Origin of the sequence: Hymenobacter guriensis (genome assembly GCF_015773195.1) — a bacterium.
GTDB classification, from domain to species: domain Bacteria; phylum Bacteroidota; class Bacteroidia; order Cytophagales; family Hymenobacteraceae; genus Hymenobacter; species Hymenobacter guriensis.
In genome coordinates this window covers 120,554-137,333 of record NZ_JADWYK010000001.1, presented here as the reverse complement: position 1 = coordinate 137,333, position 16,780 = coordinate 120,554, and the positions used below count along the sequence as shown (strand labels likewise).

The 16,780-nt window shown below is 58.4% G+C and carries 15 protein-coding genes; 7 read left to right on the top strand and 8 right to left on the bottom strand.

Annotated features, from left to right (window positions below; translation table 11 throughout):
- Positions 1-7: 7 nt before the first annotated feature.
- On the bottom strand, positions 8-682 hold the full coding sequence (locus tag I5L79_RS00570; RefSeq protein WP_196953073.1) for a succinate dehydrogenase cytochrome b subunit: 675 nt from the start codon (positions 680-682) through the stop codon (positions 8-10).
- Positions 683-904: 222 nt separating this feature from the next.
- Between I5L79_RS00570 and I5L79_RS00565 the strand changes: the two genes are divergently transcribed.
- A complete protein-coding gene (locus tag I5L79_RS00565) occupies positions 905-3,814 on the top strand; it encodes a T9SS type B sorting domain-containing protein (protein ID WP_196953072.1) in 2,910 nt (969 codons plus the stop codon).
- A 117-nt stretch (positions 3,815-3,931) separates the two neighbouring features.
- Positions 3,932-4,819, top strand: coding sequence for an ACP S-malonyltransferase (fabD, locus tag I5L79_RS00560; RefSeq protein WP_196953071.1), 888 nt, complete (start codon positions 3,932-3,934; stop codon positions 4,817-4,819).
- Positions 4,820-4,902: 83 nt separating this feature from the next.
- Here fabD and I5L79_RS00555 read toward each other — a convergent pair whose 3' ends face one another.
- From I5L79_RS00555 to I5L79_RS00535, 5 genes are all read right to left on the bottom strand, one after another.
- Positions 4,903-5,286, bottom strand: coding sequence for a nuclear transport factor 2 family protein (locus I5L79_RS00555; RefSeq protein WP_231402632.1), 384 nt, complete (start codon positions 5,284-5,286; stop codon positions 4,903-4,905).
- A gap of 15 nt (positions 5,287-5,301) precedes the next feature.
- Positions 5,302-5,790 carry a YcxB family protein gene (locus tag I5L79_RS00550; RefSeq protein ID WP_196953070.1) on the bottom strand — a complete coding sequence of 163 codons (489 nt, stop codon included), beginning with the start codon at positions 5,788-5,790 and terminating at the stop codon, positions 5,302-5,304.
- A gap of 121 nt (positions 5,791-5,911) precedes the next feature.
- Complete coding sequence (locus I5L79_RS00545; RefSeq protein ID WP_196953069.1) at positions 5,912-6,238, bottom strand: hypothetical protein; 327 nt, start codon at positions 6,236-6,238, stop codon at positions 5,912-5,914.
- A 386-nt stretch (positions 6,239-6,624) separates the two neighbouring features.
- On the bottom strand, positions 6,625-7,068 hold the full coding sequence (locus I5L79_RS00540) for an HAD family hydrolase (RefSeq protein WP_196953068.1): 444 nt from the start codon (positions 7,066-7,068) through the stop codon (positions 6,625-6,627).
- A gap of 54 nt (positions 7,069-7,122) precedes the next feature.
- Positions 7,123-8,211 carry a PAS domain-containing sensor histidine kinase gene (locus I5L79_RS00535; protein ID WP_196953067.1) on the bottom strand — a complete coding sequence of 363 codons (1,089 nt, stop codon included), beginning with the start codon at positions 8,209-8,211 and terminating at the stop codon, positions 7,123-7,125.
- 223 nt (positions 8,212-8,434) lie between these two features.
- Here I5L79_RS00535 and I5L79_RS00530 point away from each other — a divergent pair, with 223 nt between their 5' ends.
- The 3 genes from I5L79_RS00530 to I5L79_RS00520 all read left to right on the top strand — a co-directional run bounded on the left by I5L79_RS00530 (position 8,435) and on the right by I5L79_RS00520 (position 10,459).
- Complete coding sequence (locus I5L79_RS00530; protein ID WP_196953066.1) at positions 8,435-8,704, top strand: hypothetical protein; 270 nt, start codon at positions 8,435-8,437, stop codon at positions 8,702-8,704.
- Between the two features lie 576 nt (positions 8,705-9,280).
- Positions 9,281-9,472 carry a cold-shock protein gene (locus I5L79_RS00525; protein WP_196953065.1) on the top strand — a complete coding sequence of 64 codons (192 nt, stop codon included), beginning with the start codon at positions 9,281-9,283 and terminating at the stop codon, positions 9,470-9,472.
- 153 nt (positions 9,473-9,625) lie between these two features.
- Positions 9,626-10,459, top strand: coding sequence for a phosphatase PAP2 family protein (locus tag I5L79_RS00520; RefSeq protein ID WP_196953064.1), 834 nt, complete (start codon positions 9,626-9,628; stop codon positions 10,457-10,459).
- 91 nt (positions 10,460-10,550) lie between these two features.
- Here I5L79_RS00520 and I5L79_RS00515 read toward each other — a convergent pair whose 3' ends face one another.
- Positions 10,551-12,122 (bottom strand): flavin-containing monooxygenase, encoded by a 1,572-nt coding sequence (locus I5L79_RS00515; RefSeq protein WP_196953063.1) that lies wholly within the window; start codon positions 12,120-12,122, stop codon positions 10,551-10,553.
- Between the two features lie 220 nt (positions 12,123-12,342).
- Between I5L79_RS00515 and ctlX the strand changes: the two genes are divergently transcribed.
- Together ctlX and I5L79_RS00505 are read left to right on the top strand one after the other, a co-directional pair.
- A complete protein-coding gene (gene ctlX / locus I5L79_RS00510) occupies positions 12,343-13,269 on the top strand; it encodes a citrulline utilization hydrolase CtlX (RefSeq protein WP_196953062.1) in 927 nt (308 codons plus the stop codon).
- Between the two features lie 46 nt (positions 13,270-13,315).
- Entirely contained in the window at positions 13,316-13,717 is a 402-nt protein-coding gene (locus I5L79_RS00505; protein ID WP_196953061.1) for a hypothetical protein, read from the top strand.
- Positions 13,718-13,818: 101 nt separating this feature from the next.
- On the opposite strand, the gene I5L79_RS00500 is transcribed toward I5L79_RS00505, so the two are convergent.
- Complete coding sequence (locus tag I5L79_RS00500) at positions 13,819-16,650, bottom strand: bifunctional transaldolase/phosoglucose isomerase (RefSeq protein WP_196953060.1); 2,832 nt, start codon at positions 16,648-16,650, stop codon at positions 13,819-13,821.
- Positions 16,651-16,780 lie beyond the last annotated feature (130 nt).

Sequence of the window (16,780 nt, the reverse complement as noted above, 5' to 3'; positions counted from 1 at the left end):
GACGAGGTTAGGACTTGAAGAAGTAGAAGTACACGGGCATAGCGGCGAACAGGGCGCACACTATGATGGAAAAGCCAAAGCCGAGTACTTTGATGGCAGGGGTGTACTTGCGGTGGTTGAGGCCCAGCGTCTGGAAGGCACTCTGGAAGCCGTGCAGCAAGTGGTAGCACAATGCCACCTGCGCCACTACGTAGAGAAGAACGTACAGCGGGTTACGGAAGGCTTTCACCACCAGTCCGTAGGCATCTTCGTTGCCGTTGGCATCGCGCGGTACATCGGTGAAGCGCAGGGAACCCAGGAAGTTGTACAGGTGTACTACTAAAAAGAACAGCACAATGCTACCCAGCAGCGCCATGCTGCGCGAGTACCACTTGCTGTTCTGCTCAATGTGGTCGGAAACGTAGCTGCTGCCGCGGGCGGCGCGGTTTTTAGCTGCCAGAGCCAAGCCCTGGTAAATGTGAAAGCCGAAGCCCAGCACTAGCACCCACTCAATGGTGCGGATAACCGGGTTATGGCCCATAAACTCGGAGTAGGCATTGAAAGCCACGCCGTTATCGTCTTTAAACAGCTGTAGGTTGCCAACTAAATGAACGACCAGAAAGGAGCACAAAAACAGGCCCGTAACGGACATAATGATTTTGCGACCAATGCTGCTGGAAAACGTATTACTGATCCAACTCATAGAAGCTACTGAAGGGTGTGGGTAGGTCGGTTGTACCGGCCAAAGGTAGGCGCCAACCACGTACCAAACAATCTGCCTTGTACGTTTGCATCTATCCCGGGCCATTCCCGTAACACGCGCTAGACTTCAGGATAACCCTATCAGGCACAATTTTGTTAGGTTTCTGTCGTAATTTCCTTGACCTTCTTTGCTGACGGCCAGCCGGCTGTATATTCTCTTCCTATGACTCAACTCGTACTTCCGGACCAGCTGCGACGGCTGTGGGCAGTGGTGCTCGTGCTGCTGGCGGCGCTGAGCGCCCGGCCGGCTCAGGCTACCCACCTGCGCGCCGGCGACATTCAGGTGACGGCCGACACCACGGCCAACCCTATTCCCGGCCGGTATTTCTTTAAGCTCGTCACGTATGCAGTAACTAATGCGGCGGCGAATGATAAAGATCGAGAAACCATCTTCTTCGGGGATGGTACATCCAGCGGTTTAGATGCTATTGTACGGGAAAGCGAGACCCCGCTGGGTAATAACGTTAGCCGCAACGTCTACCGGTTCTCTCATATTTATAATGCTCCTGGTCCGTACACTATCCATTATATCGGCGAAAATCGTAACACCAGCATCCGGAATATTAACGGCGGCTCTTCGGCTAACATCAACATCTACCTCTACGCCAAAATCCTGATAGATCCTGCCCTGAAGGGCAACCATTCACCTGTACTAAGCGCACCACCTATCGATCTGGCCGCTGTCCGGCAGGTGTACCTGCATAACCCCGCCGGCTCTGACGCCGATGGCGACAGCCTGGCCTATAAGTTGGTAGAATGCCGCTACGTGCCGGGCGGTGTGGCCGCAGTACGAAACAATACCCCGGAGCCACGGGTAGTACCCGCGTACCGCCTCCCTGATGACCAGGCTTCGACCGTGTCGCCGGGTGGGGTGCAGGTGCCCTTCGCAGGACCTCCGGCAGCCCAGGAAGGCCGGCCGGCTATATTCACGCAGGATGTGCTTACCGGCCAGATTGTGTGGAACTCTCCCAGCACGGCCGGTGAGTTCAACGTGGCCTTCGTGGTGGAGGAGTGGCGCCGCGTAGAAGGCGCAGCCCCCGTCAAGATCGGGGAAATTCTGCGGGATATGCAGATTACCGTTTCTCCCACCGACAACCTGCGGCCCATTCTCACCCTCCCGCGCGACATCTGCATCATTGCCGGTGATTCGGCCCGGGGCGTGGTTCGGGCGGTTGACCCCAATGGCGACCCTATCGACCTGACGGCCTTCGGGGGCCTGCTGGCTCGCACTCCGGTGCTGACCCCGCCGGGCTACGAGAAATTCCGGGCTACTTTCCGGCAAAAGCAGCGCACAGCTCCCGTTAGCGGCGTGTTCCGCTGGCGCTCTACCTGTGCCGATGTGGCTGAGCAGCCCTACCAGATTGTGTTCCGGGCCTCCGACAACCCCGGCAACAATGAGGTGCCGCTGATTGACCAGGGCGTGTGGCGTATTACCGTGGTAGGGCCGCCGCCCGAAAATCTGCAGGCCACTCCCGAGGCGCTGGGCATCAACCTCACCTGGAACCTCTACGAATGCCAGAATGCCAGTCGGATCCTCATCTACCGGCGCGAAGGCCCCGGCAATTTTGAGCCGGATACCTGCAGCCCGGGCATCCCGGCTTCGGCTGGTTATGTACAGATCGGGGAGGTAGCAGCCAACACCCGGGAGTTCCGGGATGATAATAACGGCCGGGGCCTGGAGCGGGGTAAAACCTTCTGCTACCGCATCTACGCGGAGTTTCCGCTGCCTGCGGGCGGCAAGAGCCTGGCTTCGCAGGAAGTTTGTGCCAAGATTGAAGGGCGCCCCATTCTGCTCCGCAACGTAACGGTAGAGCGTACCGGCGTGACGGACGGCGCCATCAAAGTGGTGTGGACCAAGCCGGTGCTGGCCTCCGGGGCCTTCTTCACACCCTCAGGCTACCGCCTCTACCGCAGTGAGGGTATCAACTCCACGCCTACAGTGCTGGTTACGGCGCCCATTCGCAACCTGAACGATACAGTGTATGTGGACAGCAACCTGAATACCCAGGAAAAGGCCTTCACCTACCGTGTGGAGTTCTTCAGCAGCAAAACCCAGGGCGGTACCGACGAAATAGTGGAAGCTCCACCCGCGGCTTCTTCGGTGCGGCTGGAAGGCACCCCCACTGCTGTGAGTGACGGTATTAACCTTACCTGGCAGTACCAGGTGCCCTGGGACAACACCGTGCGGCCTACCCGCATCTACCGCCGCGACCAGGGTGCTACAACCTATACGCTCATCACCACCGTGCCCGGGGGGGCTACCAGCGGCACCTACCTGGATAAGGGCACGGCTACGGCTCCGCTGCGCAAAAACCAGGAGTACTGCTACTACGTGGAAACTGATGGCGAATACAAGACGCCGCCCATCGGACCGCTGCTGAACAAGAGCCAGGAAAAGTGCGTGGTGCTGGCCTCCGTGCCCTGCCCGCCTATACTCACTCTGCTCGAAACCAACTGCGACAGTCTGGCAGCGCTGCCTTACTTCCCCAACATCACTAGCACTCCCTACAACAACAAGCTCACCTGGACGCTGGACGAAAATAACCCGGCCGACTGCAGCACCGAAATAGCCTACTACCGCGTCTATTTCAGTCCTACCCAGTCGCAGAACCTGACCGATTTCAAGCTGCTCGACTCAACTACGGTGCGCAGCTTTGTGCACCGCAACCTAGCTACCCCAGCTGGCTGCTACTACGTGGTGTCGGTAGATAAAAACGAGCGGACCAGCACACCCAGCAACATTGCCTGCCACGATGCCTGCCTGTTCTTCGTGCTGCCCAACATTTTCACCCCCAACGGTGACCGGATCAACGACACGTTCCGGCCGAAGGTGGCCAGCCCCATCCGGCGCACCAAGTTCACGGTGTTTAACCGCTGGGGCCGCAAGGTGTACGAGAGCGACAAAAACCCGCTGATTGAGTGGAATGGCACCGATAAGGTAGTGTCCGAAGGTCTGAACACGCCCAGCAGCAAGGTGGTAGATGGCATCTACTACTACTTGGCCGAGGTGGAATTCGCCGACTTTGCGGGCACCAAGAAAACCTACAAAGGCTGGGTGGAAATAACCCGCTAAGCTGCGGCGGCTGCCTGACCGTCTCGTGCAAAGCCCGCTGCCGTCCGGCGGCGGGCTTTTTTGCGTTTGGGCTATCTTGCCGCCCCATCCACTTTTCTTTCTCCGATTCTTCCTTCCATGAAAGCAGTTATTTTCCCTGGCCAGGGCAGCCAGTTCAGCGGCATGGGCCGCGAGTTGTACGAGCAGCATCCCGAGGCCCGCAGCCTTATGCTCCAGGCCAACGATATCTTGGGCTTTTCCCTTACTGACATCATGTTCGCGGGCTCCGACGACGACCTGCGCCGCACCGACGTCACCCAGCCCGCCATCTTCCTGCACTCTGTAGCTCTGGCCGCCGTGTTGCCCGAGCTACGCCCCGCTATGGTAGCCGGCCATTCTCTGGGCGAGTTCTCGGCCCTGGTAGCGGCCAAGGTGCTAAAGTTTGAGGATGCCCTGCGCCTGGTGGCCCGGCGCGCCCAGGCCATGCAGGCGGCCTGCCAGGAGCAGCCCGGCACCATGGCCGCTATCCTCGGCCTCGACGACGACACCACAGCCCGCATCTGCCAGGAAATAGCAGCCGAAGGCGACGTGGTGGTGGCCGCCAACTACAACTGCCCCGGCCAGCTGGTGGTGTCCGGCTCCCAGCGCGGCATCGAGCGGGCCTGCGAGCAGCTGAAGGCCGCCGGCGCCAAGCGCGCTTTGCCCTTGCCCGTGGGCGGCGCCTTCCACTCCCCGCTGATGCAGTCGGCGGAGGCAGCGCTGGCCGAGGCCATTGCCCGCACCACCTTCTCGGCCGGCATTTGCCCGGTGTACCAGAACGTGGACGCCGCCCCCCACACCGACCCCGACGAAATTCGCGAAAACCTGGTGCGCCAGCTTACTGCGCCCGTCCGCTGGACGCAGAGTGTGCAGCGCATGGTGCAGGACGGCGCCACCGAGTTTGTGGAGTGCGGCCCCGGAAAAGTGCTGCAAGGCCTCGTCAAGAAAATTGCCCCCGAAGCCGCCGTATCCTCCGCGGCCGTGTAACTTATTGGTGATAAAAAAAGCGCCCTGCCGGAACCGTCCGGCAGGGCGCTTTTGTGTGAAGGCCGCTCATCAACAGTACATAGCTACACCAGTTCAATATCCATGCGCCGCAGCAAGCCTTCCTGCACGGTGTAGATATGCTTTACGGTGCCGTCAAACAACACCGCGCCCTGCAAGTCCTTCACGATTTGGTGAACAGCAATTTCCAGCGTTCCGTCTGGCCTCTCCGTGAAGCCAGTAGGCTCGACTGTGGGGTTTATTTCGGCCCACTGCCTCGTCCAATAATTCCTTATTTCATTGTGCCCACTCACGTACCCGCCTTCAAACGCTTTGGGCCATTGCACCTCGGGGTGCATGGTAGTAAGCGCCGCATCAATGTCTCGGGCGTTGAAGGCTGCGTAGGCTTTGCTAATTAAGTCTTGATTTTTCATGATTTGTACACAACGTTGAAACAGTGGCGTAATCATATTTCGCTAATTAATTTATTTGCTCTTAGATATAACTTTTGATTTTATGTAATTTAATTGCTCTGCTGTTAATTTCGTCTTGTCAATGAAGTTGCCAAACTTCTTGTTGTGATATAAAATAAGGAATTTTCCAAGCTCTTTTTGTTTTGTAATGTGTTGCCACACAAATTCGCTTTTGAAAGTAAAGCCTTGGCAAGTAAAGCCATTGTCGCTAAATGAGTATGTTATGTTATTTTGAAAATTTGGATTTGATAAAAATTGTCTAATAGAAATAAATGTAATCAACGTCGGTGCTAACAAAAGAAATGCGCCGCAAAGAATTTCAAAAACTGGTGTGTTATTATACCAGTCAATTATATTTAAATAGTCAAGACTGATAGTTGTTACGTAGTAAAAGCCTAAAATTGTCGCAAGTATAAATGCGGGTTTTCTGTAAAGTCCGATAAACATGATTTTAACATACTCATTTGTGGTTAAACGTGTCGTAATGGAAAAGTCATTCATTTTGGTATGGTGTTGTTAAATCTTGTCTATATCATCTGCCTCATCACCCCATGTAGCGAGCAACTTTCCCCACAAGATACGAGCGCAAAGCCTGCCAACCATACAGACGTTGCGCTCAAAATCAATAAGACCTCAAAACCTCTACTCCACTACCCCGCAGCCGGCGTGGCGGGAGTGGGAGCTGCCACGTACTCGGCGGCTTGGCCGCGTCGGTGAGGCGCCAGCAGGCCTCGCCGGTAGCGCAAAGCTGCACCAGCTGCCGGTAGAGGCCGTTGGCAAACCGGATGCGCGCCTGCGTGGCGTTGGCGCGGGTGCTTTCGACTTCCTTGCGGTCGGCCAGGCCATCTACAAAGGCCTCGTTCCGGGTTTCTACCGCGTCCAGTAGCGCTGCCGTGAGGCCGGCGTCGGTATACTCGGCCAGGTACTTGCGGCCCTGCTTCACCCGCATGGTGGCGACCAGGTGCAGCTTGGCGTCCGTGATGTTGGTAACGTTGGCCGCCCCGAAGCGCTGATGCAGTTGGCAGAAGCGGCGCTAACCTAGACCATTGCCCGGTGTACCCGAACGTGGGCGCCCTTGGCAAAGTGCTGCAAGAACTCGTGAAGAAAATTTCTCCAAAGCAGCCATGTCCTCAACGGCCGTGTAGCATAATTATTCTATGCATAAGCGCCTTGCCGGACGGTTACGGCGGCGCGCTTTTGAGTAGGAAGCTAATTATGAGCATGCTTACTTCCCAACCTGATATAAGCAAAAAAGTCCAGGGTTAACCTTAAAGCATCATGGCCTTCTATTAACTGTCAGTTATGATAAGCTAGGGTTGGTATAGCTACAGTTTTTCATTCGCCCATGGCTCTTAATACTGTTTCAGTCCAATTGCTGTCTTGCGGGTCGATAATGATTGTCCTGAAATTATAAAGCTCACCCTCCATTTTTACTCCAGGTAAGTCATCAACGTGAACGTCTATACCAAAGGCAGGAGGATATTTAGATGTCCTGTTTCTGTGTTCTTTTAGTTTATTGTTGTGGTGCTCCTGATTGATAAACCTGTCGATAGGTATGCCATACAGATGAAAAGTCAACAGTATCTTTCGCGTTGACCGATATGAAGTTGTATAGATATAGATTGTATGGCCACGTGACTTCAGCTCCTTCAAAAGACCAACTGTTCCTTTTCTTACTTTCTCGATTCCGAGTAGCCTTAGCAGCCAGTTTTGCTCTTCTGTAGGAAAAATCTTTGACGCTGGAATGAGGGTATCGTCCAAGTCAAATGAAATTGTCATAAGTTTATCTGCTTAATAACAGCGGCAACTCATAGCCTGAGAGAGTCCAGCCCATTACGCCGGCAGGGTGGGTATTTCCAGCGTGAAGGTGCTGCCCTGGCCCTCGGTGCTTTCCACCCAGATGCGCCCTTCGTGCAGCTCTACAATCGTCTTAATCACCGACATACCCAGGCCGGTGGTTTTCTCGCCGCGCAGGCCGGGCCGGCGGGCGGGCGTGAACTTCTCGAAGAGCACGGGCTGCAGCTGGCTGGGAATGCCAATGCCCGTATCGGTGATGATGACGCGCAGGCGCATGCCCCGGTCCTCCACGCGTACCTCCACGCGGCCCCCATCCGGCGTAAACTTGAGGGCGTTGCTGAGCAGGTTGTTGATGACCTGCTGAAACTTGTTGATATCGAGGTGGGCGTAGAGCGGCCCGGCGGGTGCCTCCAGGCTTACCAGCACGTGCAGGTGCTGGGTGGCGCGCTCGTACTCCTCCAGGGTGGTGCGCATCCAGGCCACAAAGTCGGCCCGTTCCCACTTCAGCAGCACGTTGGCCGATTCCAGAAACTCATTGTCCACGAAGTCGCGGATAAGGTTGAGGCCCTGCCGGCTGGTGCGCTCCATCAGGTGCAGTAGGTGCTGGGTGGTGGGCGTGAGGGCGCCGTCCATTTCCTCGGTGAGCTGCTCGGTGAGCTGCTGGATGAGTACCAAGGGGGTAGTCAGGTCGTGAGAAAGAATTTCGAGGGTAGCGTTTTTCTTGGTGTTGAATTTCTGGGAATTGATATCCATTTCCTTGGCCCGGGTTATGTCTTCGAGCCGGCCGCTGAGCAGGGTATGGCCCTCGGGCTGGGGCAGCTGGCAGGCCGCCAGGCGCAGCCATTGCGGGCGGTCGTCAGCCCGGGCCAGGCGCAGCTCCACGTTCTGCACCACTTCGCCGGGGGCGGCCTCGGCAAGCCGGTGGCGCAGGTACTGCCGGTCGTCGGGGTGCAGGCGCTCCAGCCAGAAGGGCAAGTCCTCGGCTACATGGCTGGCCGGGTCGCCGGTGAGGTCCTCATAGCCGGCACTCACGTAGAGCACGCGCTGCTCCTGCAGGTGATACACAAAGTACACGGCATGGCTGCCTTCGATGAGCGGGCGGAGAAAAGAGTAATAGGTTGACATGCAGAGAAGGGTAGGACCACGGGACCGAAAAGTGCGGGGCTGCGTGGGTGCCAGGTAGTATATATTCGCGGAAACAGAATATACTGCTTTCGGCAAGATACGGCTGATTGCGCTTTGGTGATATCCACCACGCCAGAGTGCTCCGCCCGCTGGTTTCTACCCGGGCAAAGGCAGACTGATGTACTTGCCACCCGAAAACCGTACCGCCTTACCCACGCCAGCTATGAACACCCGAAAAATGACCACGCTCTACAAAAATATTCCCTGGATGTATAGCCTGCTGCACGACGAGGCTACGGGCGCGTACTACCTGCAGGTGGTATGCGGCACCAGTGCCTGGTACGAAATGGCCCTGCGCCTAACCGAAGCCGAAGCGGTGCTTTTCCTGGCCGATGTGGCCGCTGCTGATCCTGAGAAACACATGACCCCACTGGCCAAACAGGTAATGAGCCAGGCTCCCACGGGCATTGCGGGCCGGGAATACCTGCGCTGATTTCCGCTGCTCCGTTCCTTGCTGCTCTACTCGGTACCGCCGTTTTAACCCTCTTTCCGTCCCCGCTACCCTGGAAAACCGCGGTTGTTCAACTTTTCTTTTTCCGATTCCCAGGCCGTGGCCTGTTACTTGTCTGGTTGGTTTCATGCGGGTGGGCAGAAAAAGCTGTAGGGCCAACTTCAGGCCGTGGCGCAGCAGGCGGAGGCTACGGTGGTATAGGCTTTCGGGTATAGTGTCTGCTGGTTATATAGCATAAAGACAGGTATTTGGCCGCCGGCCCGCGCCGGGTAAGCCGGGAGCCCGCGGCGGTTTTAAGCAGGGAAACAAGTGGTGAAAAGGGCAGCTATCAACCGGAAATAAGGACTTAGAGGAAAAGAGTTTGAACCTAAAGCGCGGGCTGCCCGTTAGCCGCCCGTAACCGTCTGGTGCCGGGGATTGTCCGCTTGGGGCAGTCATTCCGGAAATAAAGCCGTACGTTTGCATTGTTTTAAGGCAAGTTGCCTCGTGTCGCTACCATTGCTTAATTGTAGAGTTCCGTTGTCAGTTGCTTCACTTTCACCTTTTTCCTAAAGCATCATGGCAACAGGAACCGTAAAATTCTTCAATGAGACCAAAGGTTTTGGTTTCATCAATGACTCATCTACCGGCCAGGACGTATTCGTCCACGTAACCGGTCTGATCGACGAAATCCGCGACAACGACAAAGTTGAGTTCGAAGTGGAAGAAGGCCGTAAAGGCCTGAGCGCAGTAAAAGTGCGTCGCGCTTAATTACCGCGTACTTCCCCAGGAAGTATAAAGAGCAGGCCAATTGGTCTGCTCTTTTTTTGTTTGTGCGGGCCACGGCCCGCACAATCCGGCTTTCCGCCGGGGCTAACCTGCCCTGGTCATTTCTCGTTTCAGCGGCAACCATACTTACCGCTCATGAAACTACTTTCCTCGCTTTTGCTGACCGTTTCCCTGTGGCTGTCGGCAGGGCCCGCCGCCCAGGCCCAGCAGGCCGATTCCCCGTACCGCACGCGCTTCGTGGTGGATGCGCCCATCACCGTGGGGCGGGGGGCCGTCAGTGGGCTGGGGCTTTACCTGGTGCGGCAGAAAAATGGCCTGACTCCCGCGCAGCTGGCCGCCCTCGACAAAAACGATGTTCCCAAGTTCGACCGGTTTGCGGCCGGCAACTACAGCGACCAGGCCCAACTGAACAGTGACGTGCTATGCTACGGCTCTCTGGTGGTAGCGCCGGGCTTGCTAGCTTTGAACGATAAGGCCCGCGGCCGCTACGGACAGGTGGCTGCTCTGTATCTGCAAACCATGCTGGCCACCGATGCCGTTTTCACCATGTCGGTGGGCACCGTGACGCGCTACCGGCCTTTTCTCTACGGCTCCGAGGGCGCGGAAAATAAGCGTGGCAGCCGCATTGCCACCAACTCGTTTTTCGCGGGCCATACCGCCCACACGGCCACTGCCACGTTCTTCGCCGCCAAGGTTTTCCACGACTTCAACCCCGACTCCCCGGCTGAGCCTTTTGTTTGGGGCGCGGCGGCGCTGGTGCCGGCTGCTGTAGCCTACTACCGCATCGAGGCCGGCAAGCACTTCCTCTCCGATAACCTGGTCGGCTATGCGCTGGGCGCCACCATGGGTATTGTGGTGCCGCAGCTGCACAAAACCGGCGGCCGCACGGGCGTTTCGCTGGTGCCGGTTCAGGGTCTGAACGCGAATGGGCATGCCTACGGCGGGCTGCTGCTTACCAAGGCCCTGTAAGAAACCAGCCAGCCTCTGTAAAAGGCCGCAGGCGCTACTAAGAAGGGGTTTACCACTATCTGGCAAACCCCTTTTTCTGTCTGGTTGATTGTTACAATACCGGCTCGGCCTGCAGCTCCCGGGCTAAATCCTGCAGCGCCTTTTCGTGGGGCAGGGCCTCGGCCAGTATTTGCAGATGGGCTATCTGCTCCTCAGTGGGTGGGGCCGGCGCGGTGCAGCCAATCTGCCGCAGGCATTCCCGGTAGTCGGCGAGGGAGCCGGGTTGGGCGTGGGGGCCTTCGAGGCGGAACTGCGCGGGCGTGAGCGGGCCGAAGAGCAGCTCCTGAGCCAACTCAGGGTAGCGTTCCAGCGACGGGACCACGCCAACGTTGGCAGCCAGCCGCGTTGCCATTTCGTGCAGGCTGGTTTCGTAGCGCACCTGCCGGAAGGCGCGGAACTCAGCCAGGCCGGCTTCCATCTGCTCGCGCGAAGGCAGCGCACGGGCACCACTCCAGCACGCCGCTATCCAGCGGGCCTGCAGCTCTACCACCGGGAAATACGGCCCCGCCTGCGGAAACAAGCCAATGAATGCCAGGTTGGGCAGGCAGGGGTGGAAGGTATGATGATGCAGGTCGATGTGGTCGGGGCCGGCCTGGATGGTTTCCCGGATATCGTCGCTCAGGAAAGGCAGGTTCAGGTCGAAGCCCGTAGCCAGAATCACGGCATCAATGTTGGCTTGGCTGCCATCCTGAAACACCACACCCGAGGCGGTAAAATGCGCCACGGCCCCGTACGGCTGAATCCGGCCCTGCTGCACCAAATCCAGATACTGGTCGTTCATGGAAATGCCGGCGGCCCGCACATCCTCCTGCGGACGGGGCGCCCCAAAGTCGGCAGGGTTGCCGCAGGTGCGCAGAATCAGCTGCTTCAGGCCTTCGGCGGCCTGGGCGGGCGGCAGGGCCTGGCCGGTATAAGCGGCGGCCCGCGTAAAGGCCACGCAGTCGGAAGGGCGGCCGTTCAGGGTTTTTCGGAGGATATAGCGCGGCTTGCGACAGGAGGAAAGCACCGTCACATCAGCGCGCTGAGCTAGCTCACTGGCAATTTCCAGCCCACTGATGCTGTTGCCAACGACGAGTACGCGCTGGCCTGCAAAGTCGGCGCTGCGGCGGTAATGGAAGGAGTGTAGCACCATCCCTTCAAACTCCGGGAGGCCCGGCAGTTGGGCGTAGCGCGGCTTGTTGTAGCGCCCCGAGGCCACGATTACGTACTGAAACAGCTCGGCCCGCTGCGCACCCTGCCCATCCACCGACCACACAATAAACTGACCTTTGGGGCCGCGGGCTACCTTGTTGATGCGCGTATGCCGGCGCAGGTGCGGGAGCAGATTGAAGTGGGCCGCGTACCTTTCGAGGTACGCCAGAATGTCCTGGTTGTTGGGAAAAAGCGGGAGGCCGGGCGTGTGCGGGAAGTCGGAAAACCGGGTGTTGATGGCGCTGGTATTCGTGTGCATGGCTTTCCACACGCCGCTGTGTGGCGCGCCCTGGTTCCACTGGCCGCCCAGGTGGCCGCTCTGCTCGAAGAGCACCGGCTCCAGGCCCGCCTCCAGGGCCGATTTGCAGGCCGCCAGCCCCGACGGCCCGGCTCCAATGATGGCAATTCTGCCGTTTGATAAGGTCATTTTCATAGCGCAAGAAGGTTGGAAGAAGCGGAGTGCAGGCCGAAGCAGGTAGTTGAGCCAGCCGCGCTGCAAAGTTGCGCAACAGCCGGGCCGGTTTGCATCACATCTTGATGTGAACCAGGAGGATAGTAGGCACAAACAGGCGGAAAATATGGGTGAGGGCAAGGGCATTTGCGCAATAGTTGCGCCGGGGGCGTTTCTTTGCGGCCTTCACCCGTCCTCGCTCATGCAATCAGCCCGTACCGTTTTCATGGTTCGCCCCGCACGCTTCGGCTTCAACACCGAAACCGCCGAATCCAACTATTTCCAGAACGCAATAAGGGAGGCTTCGGGGGAGGAAATCCAGCGCCGGGCCCGGGCCGAGTTCGATGGCGTGGTAGCTGCGCTCCGGGCCCACGGCGTGCGGGTGCTGGTGTTTGAGGATACGCCCGCGCCGCACACGCCCGATTCCATCTTCCCCAACAACTGGCTTACCCTACACCCTGACGGCCGCGTGCTGCTCTACCCTATGTGTGCGCCCAACCGCCGCCTGGAGCGCCGCCCCGATATCTTGGCCGCGCTCCAGGAGCAGTTTGCCGTAACAGAGGTCATTGATTTATCGGGCTCCGAGCGGCAAAACCGTTTTCTGGAAGGCACCGGCAGCATCATCTTCGACCACCTGCACCGCGTGGCCTACGCCTGCCTGTCGCCCCGCACCGACGCGGCACTGTTCCAAGAAGTTGCTCAGCAGCTGTGCTACCGCGCCGTAGCCTTTCACGCTCATGACGCCCAGGGCCAGGAAATCTACCATACCAACGTGATGATGTGCGTCGGCGCCCGATTTGCGGTAGTGTGCCTAGAAAGCATCCGGAATGCCGCCGAGCAGGCAGTGGTGGTAGATTCTCTCACGGCCACCGGGCACGAAATCATCGACATTTCCCTGGCGCAGGTTTCTCGGTTTGCCGGCAACATGCTCACCCTGCAGCCTGCCACCGCCCGCGAGCTGCTGGCTATGTCGCAGAGTGCCCACGACGCCCTCACGCCCGCCCAGCGCACCACCCTAGCGCAGTACTGCGACCTGCTGCCGCTGCCCATTCCCACCATCGAAACCATTGGAGGTGGCAGTGCCCGCTGCATGCTCGCGGAGGTCTTTCTGCCGGAGAAAATGGTATAATTGATTGCGTTGTATATCGTTACAGTAACTTATTTTGAATAGAAAAATGAGAATAGAGTTTCTTGATGATTTGACTGACGGAGGAAAATTTCCTCAAGCTGATTCAACTAGGCTTGTTCGGCTGTTTGATTTTGATAAGCTACAAGCCAGTCAGCTAAGACAGATAATTCAGGAGGTAATTATTGATTCAGGAAGGAGTCTTGATCTTTCGAGACTTAATTTCATACAAGTGGTAAACTGTAACCTAATGCTTAGAATTTCTGATACAGATAAAGGGATATTGATGATTGACACACAAAGTTTTGTTTGTGACATGACGATTGATAAGTACAGAGAAATGATTCGCTTACTGAGGCCATTTTGCGATACTGAAACCAGCGGCTATCAATGGCTTTATGATCTTGATACTCCAATTGATTTTTTGTTCTCACCAGGAGGCTTCTGGTAATAAATAGTAATCTACTCTACACAAAAAGCCTTTGTTGAGTAAGTCAAACGGCCCGCCATCGTTGGATGGCGGGCCGTTTGACTTACTCAACCGGAAGGAAGCTACTTCGCCAGCACGGTGCGCAGCTGCGCCAGCAAATCAGCCACACCCTGGGTAGGGTTGCCGTTGAAGTGGATGCGCAGGGTGCGGCGGTTGTAATCCTGGAGAGCCTGCAGGTCGCCGGCGGCCTGGGCATTCTGGAAGGTGCCGAAGGTGTAGGGGCGGCCGGGCAGGGGCAGGTCCTGGGCGTGGTCGGTGGTTAGCTGCAGGTAGAGGCCGGTGTCGGGGCCGCCTTTGTGGTATTGACCGGTGGAGTGCAGAAAGCGGGGACCATAGCCCGAAGCGGTGGCAATGTGCAGCTGCTCCTGCACCAGAGCGCGCACCTGCTGCAGCTCTTCGTTCAGCGCCGGCGTTTCCATCAGGTAAGCCTGAATGCACAGGAAGTCGCCGGGCTTGGTTTGCCCAAAGAAGCTCCGAAGCACTTCCTCGGCGTTGCGGCCGGGCACGTTGGAGTAGTAAGCAGCGTCCTGCGCCCGTACTACTGGCTCCGAAGTCTGAGGCAGAGCACCTTTTTCTACCACTACCTTCATCAGCTGGTCGGTGGCGGTTTTGGCGGCCTGCACGTTGGGCTGGTCGAAGGGGTTGATGCGCAGCACGGCGCTAGCCACGGCCGTGGCTACTTCCCAGCGGAAAAACTCCGAGCCCAGGTCGCGGGCATCTTCCATCAGAATGCGCACTACGGGGTGGCCGGCGGCTTCCAGCGCGGCCAGGTGCTGCTCATTCACGGCATCGGCCTGGTCCTGGTAGCCTACGTACACAAACACGCGGTCCGAGCCGTAGGAGCTTATCGACGTTAGCGGTTCGCCGGCCAGGGGCAACACGCCTTTGCCTTCTTTGCCGGTGCTTTCGGCAATGAGCTGCTCCAGCCAGAGGCCCAGGTCGCTCAGGGAATCGGGCACTACCAGCGTGAGCTTGTCGCGGCCGTGCTGGGCCAGTACGCCCAGGGCTGCACCCAACTCCAGGCCGGGGTTGTGGCTCACGGGGCCGTAGGCGCCGCAGGCGCGCATCATGCGCACGGCCCGGGCCAGAATGTCGCCGATGGGAAGGCCGTAGAGCGCAGCCGGCACCAGCCCGAAGTAGGAGAGGGCCGAGAAGCGGCCACCCACTTCGGCAAAGTTCAGAAAGATGCGGAGGTAGCCCTCCTGCGTGGCCTGCGTCACAAACTTGGAGCCCGGGTCGGTAATGGCCACGAAGTTTTCGCCGGCCCGCTCACCCTTGATTTCCCGGAGGCGGTTGTAGAAATAGTCGCCGAAGGCCAGGGGCTCGGCCGTGGTGCCCGATTTGCTGGCTACCACGAACAGGGTTTCGGCCAGTGGCACGGCTTCTTCAATCTCACGCACCGAGCCCGGGTTGGTGGTGTCCAGCACCGACAGCGGCAACCCATGGACCTGCCCAGCAAACGCCTGCTTGAACACAATGGGCGTCATGCTGCTGCCGCCCATGCCCATCACCACCACGTGCCTGAAGCCGGCGGCTTTCACTTCGTGCACGAACTGCTCGATTTCGGGCACGGCGCCTACCATGGTTTCGGCCACGCGCAGCCAGCCCATGAAGGAGCGTACGCTCTGCTGGGCGGTAGCATCCTCCACCCACAAATCGGCCTGCTTGTTCCAGAAGCCTGCGGTGAAGTTTTGAGCGTTGAGCTCGGCTACCTTGGTGTCCACGGCGGCCTGGTACTGACCCAGGTGCAGCTCGGCGGGTACGACTGGGGCCTGCAGAGCCTGCTGGCGCTTTTGCTCCAGCACCGTCAGGAGTTTGGCAAAAGGCTCATTGAACTTCTGGGCGCCTTCGTCTTCGAGCTGCTGACTAACCTGATTCAGGTCGATGCCCAGCTCGGACAAGCGCGCCAGTACCTGGGCTGCCTGCTCGGTGCCTTCTTCCAGGCGGCTCTGCGGCTGTCCACTCAGGCGGTAGAGGTCCAGCGTCTCGACGGGAATGGTATTCACCGTCTCGGGGCCGATCAGGTGCTCGACGTACTTGAGGTTGTCGTACTGGGGGTTCTTGTTGCCCGTGCTGGCCCACAAGAGCCGCTGCACAGCCGCGCCCTGCTGCTGCAAGGCCTGCCAGCGCGGGCCGGAGAAGATACTTTTGTAGAACTGATAGGCCTGCTTGGCACTGGCCAACGCTACCTCACCCACCAACGACTGCGCCAGGGCGCCTTTTTCCCCGCCCTGCTGGGCCAGCTGCTCCAGCTGCGGGTCCAGCAGCACATCGATGCGCGATAAGAAAAAGCTGGCCACCGAGTCGATGCGCGAAAACGGCAAGCCGGCGGCGGCCCGGTCTTCCAGCCCCTGCAGGTAAGCCTCAGCTACTGCCTTATACCGTTCCAAACCGAAGATCAGAGTCACATTCACGTTCACCCCGGCGGCAATGAGCTGGCGGATGGCAGGTAGGCCTTCCACCGTAGCGGGCACTTTGATCATCACGTTGGGCCGATTCACCTGCTGCCAGAAGCGCAGGCCCTCCTGCACGGTGCCCTCGGTGTCGTGGATCAGGGTGGGAGAGACTTCCAGACTCACGTAGCCGTCGCCGCCGCTGTCGGCAGCATCGTAGAGCGGGCGCAGCAGGTCGCAGGCGTGCTGCACGTCTTGTACGGCCAACTGCTCGTAGATCTGCTCGGCCGAGAGGCCTTGCAGGGCCAGGGCCTGAATGCTGGCGTCGTAGTCAGCACTGCCGCCGATGGCCTTTTCGAAGATGGCTGGGTTCGACGTCACCCCGCGCAGGCCGTCTTCCGTGAGCAGGCGCTGCAACTCCCCGTTCACTAAAATGTTGCGGCGGATATAATCCAGCCAGATGCTTTGGTTGAACTGACGGACGCTGGCTAATGGGTTCATAGGCAAATGGCTGGGAAGCGCCCGGGGCGCGCGAAAATGAGTCGAAAGAAGTGGCGGGCCGAAACCGAAAAGGCAGGGCCACTGGCGGCGCAAAAGTAGGCAGCCTTTGCAAGGCATCAAACCCTAACGC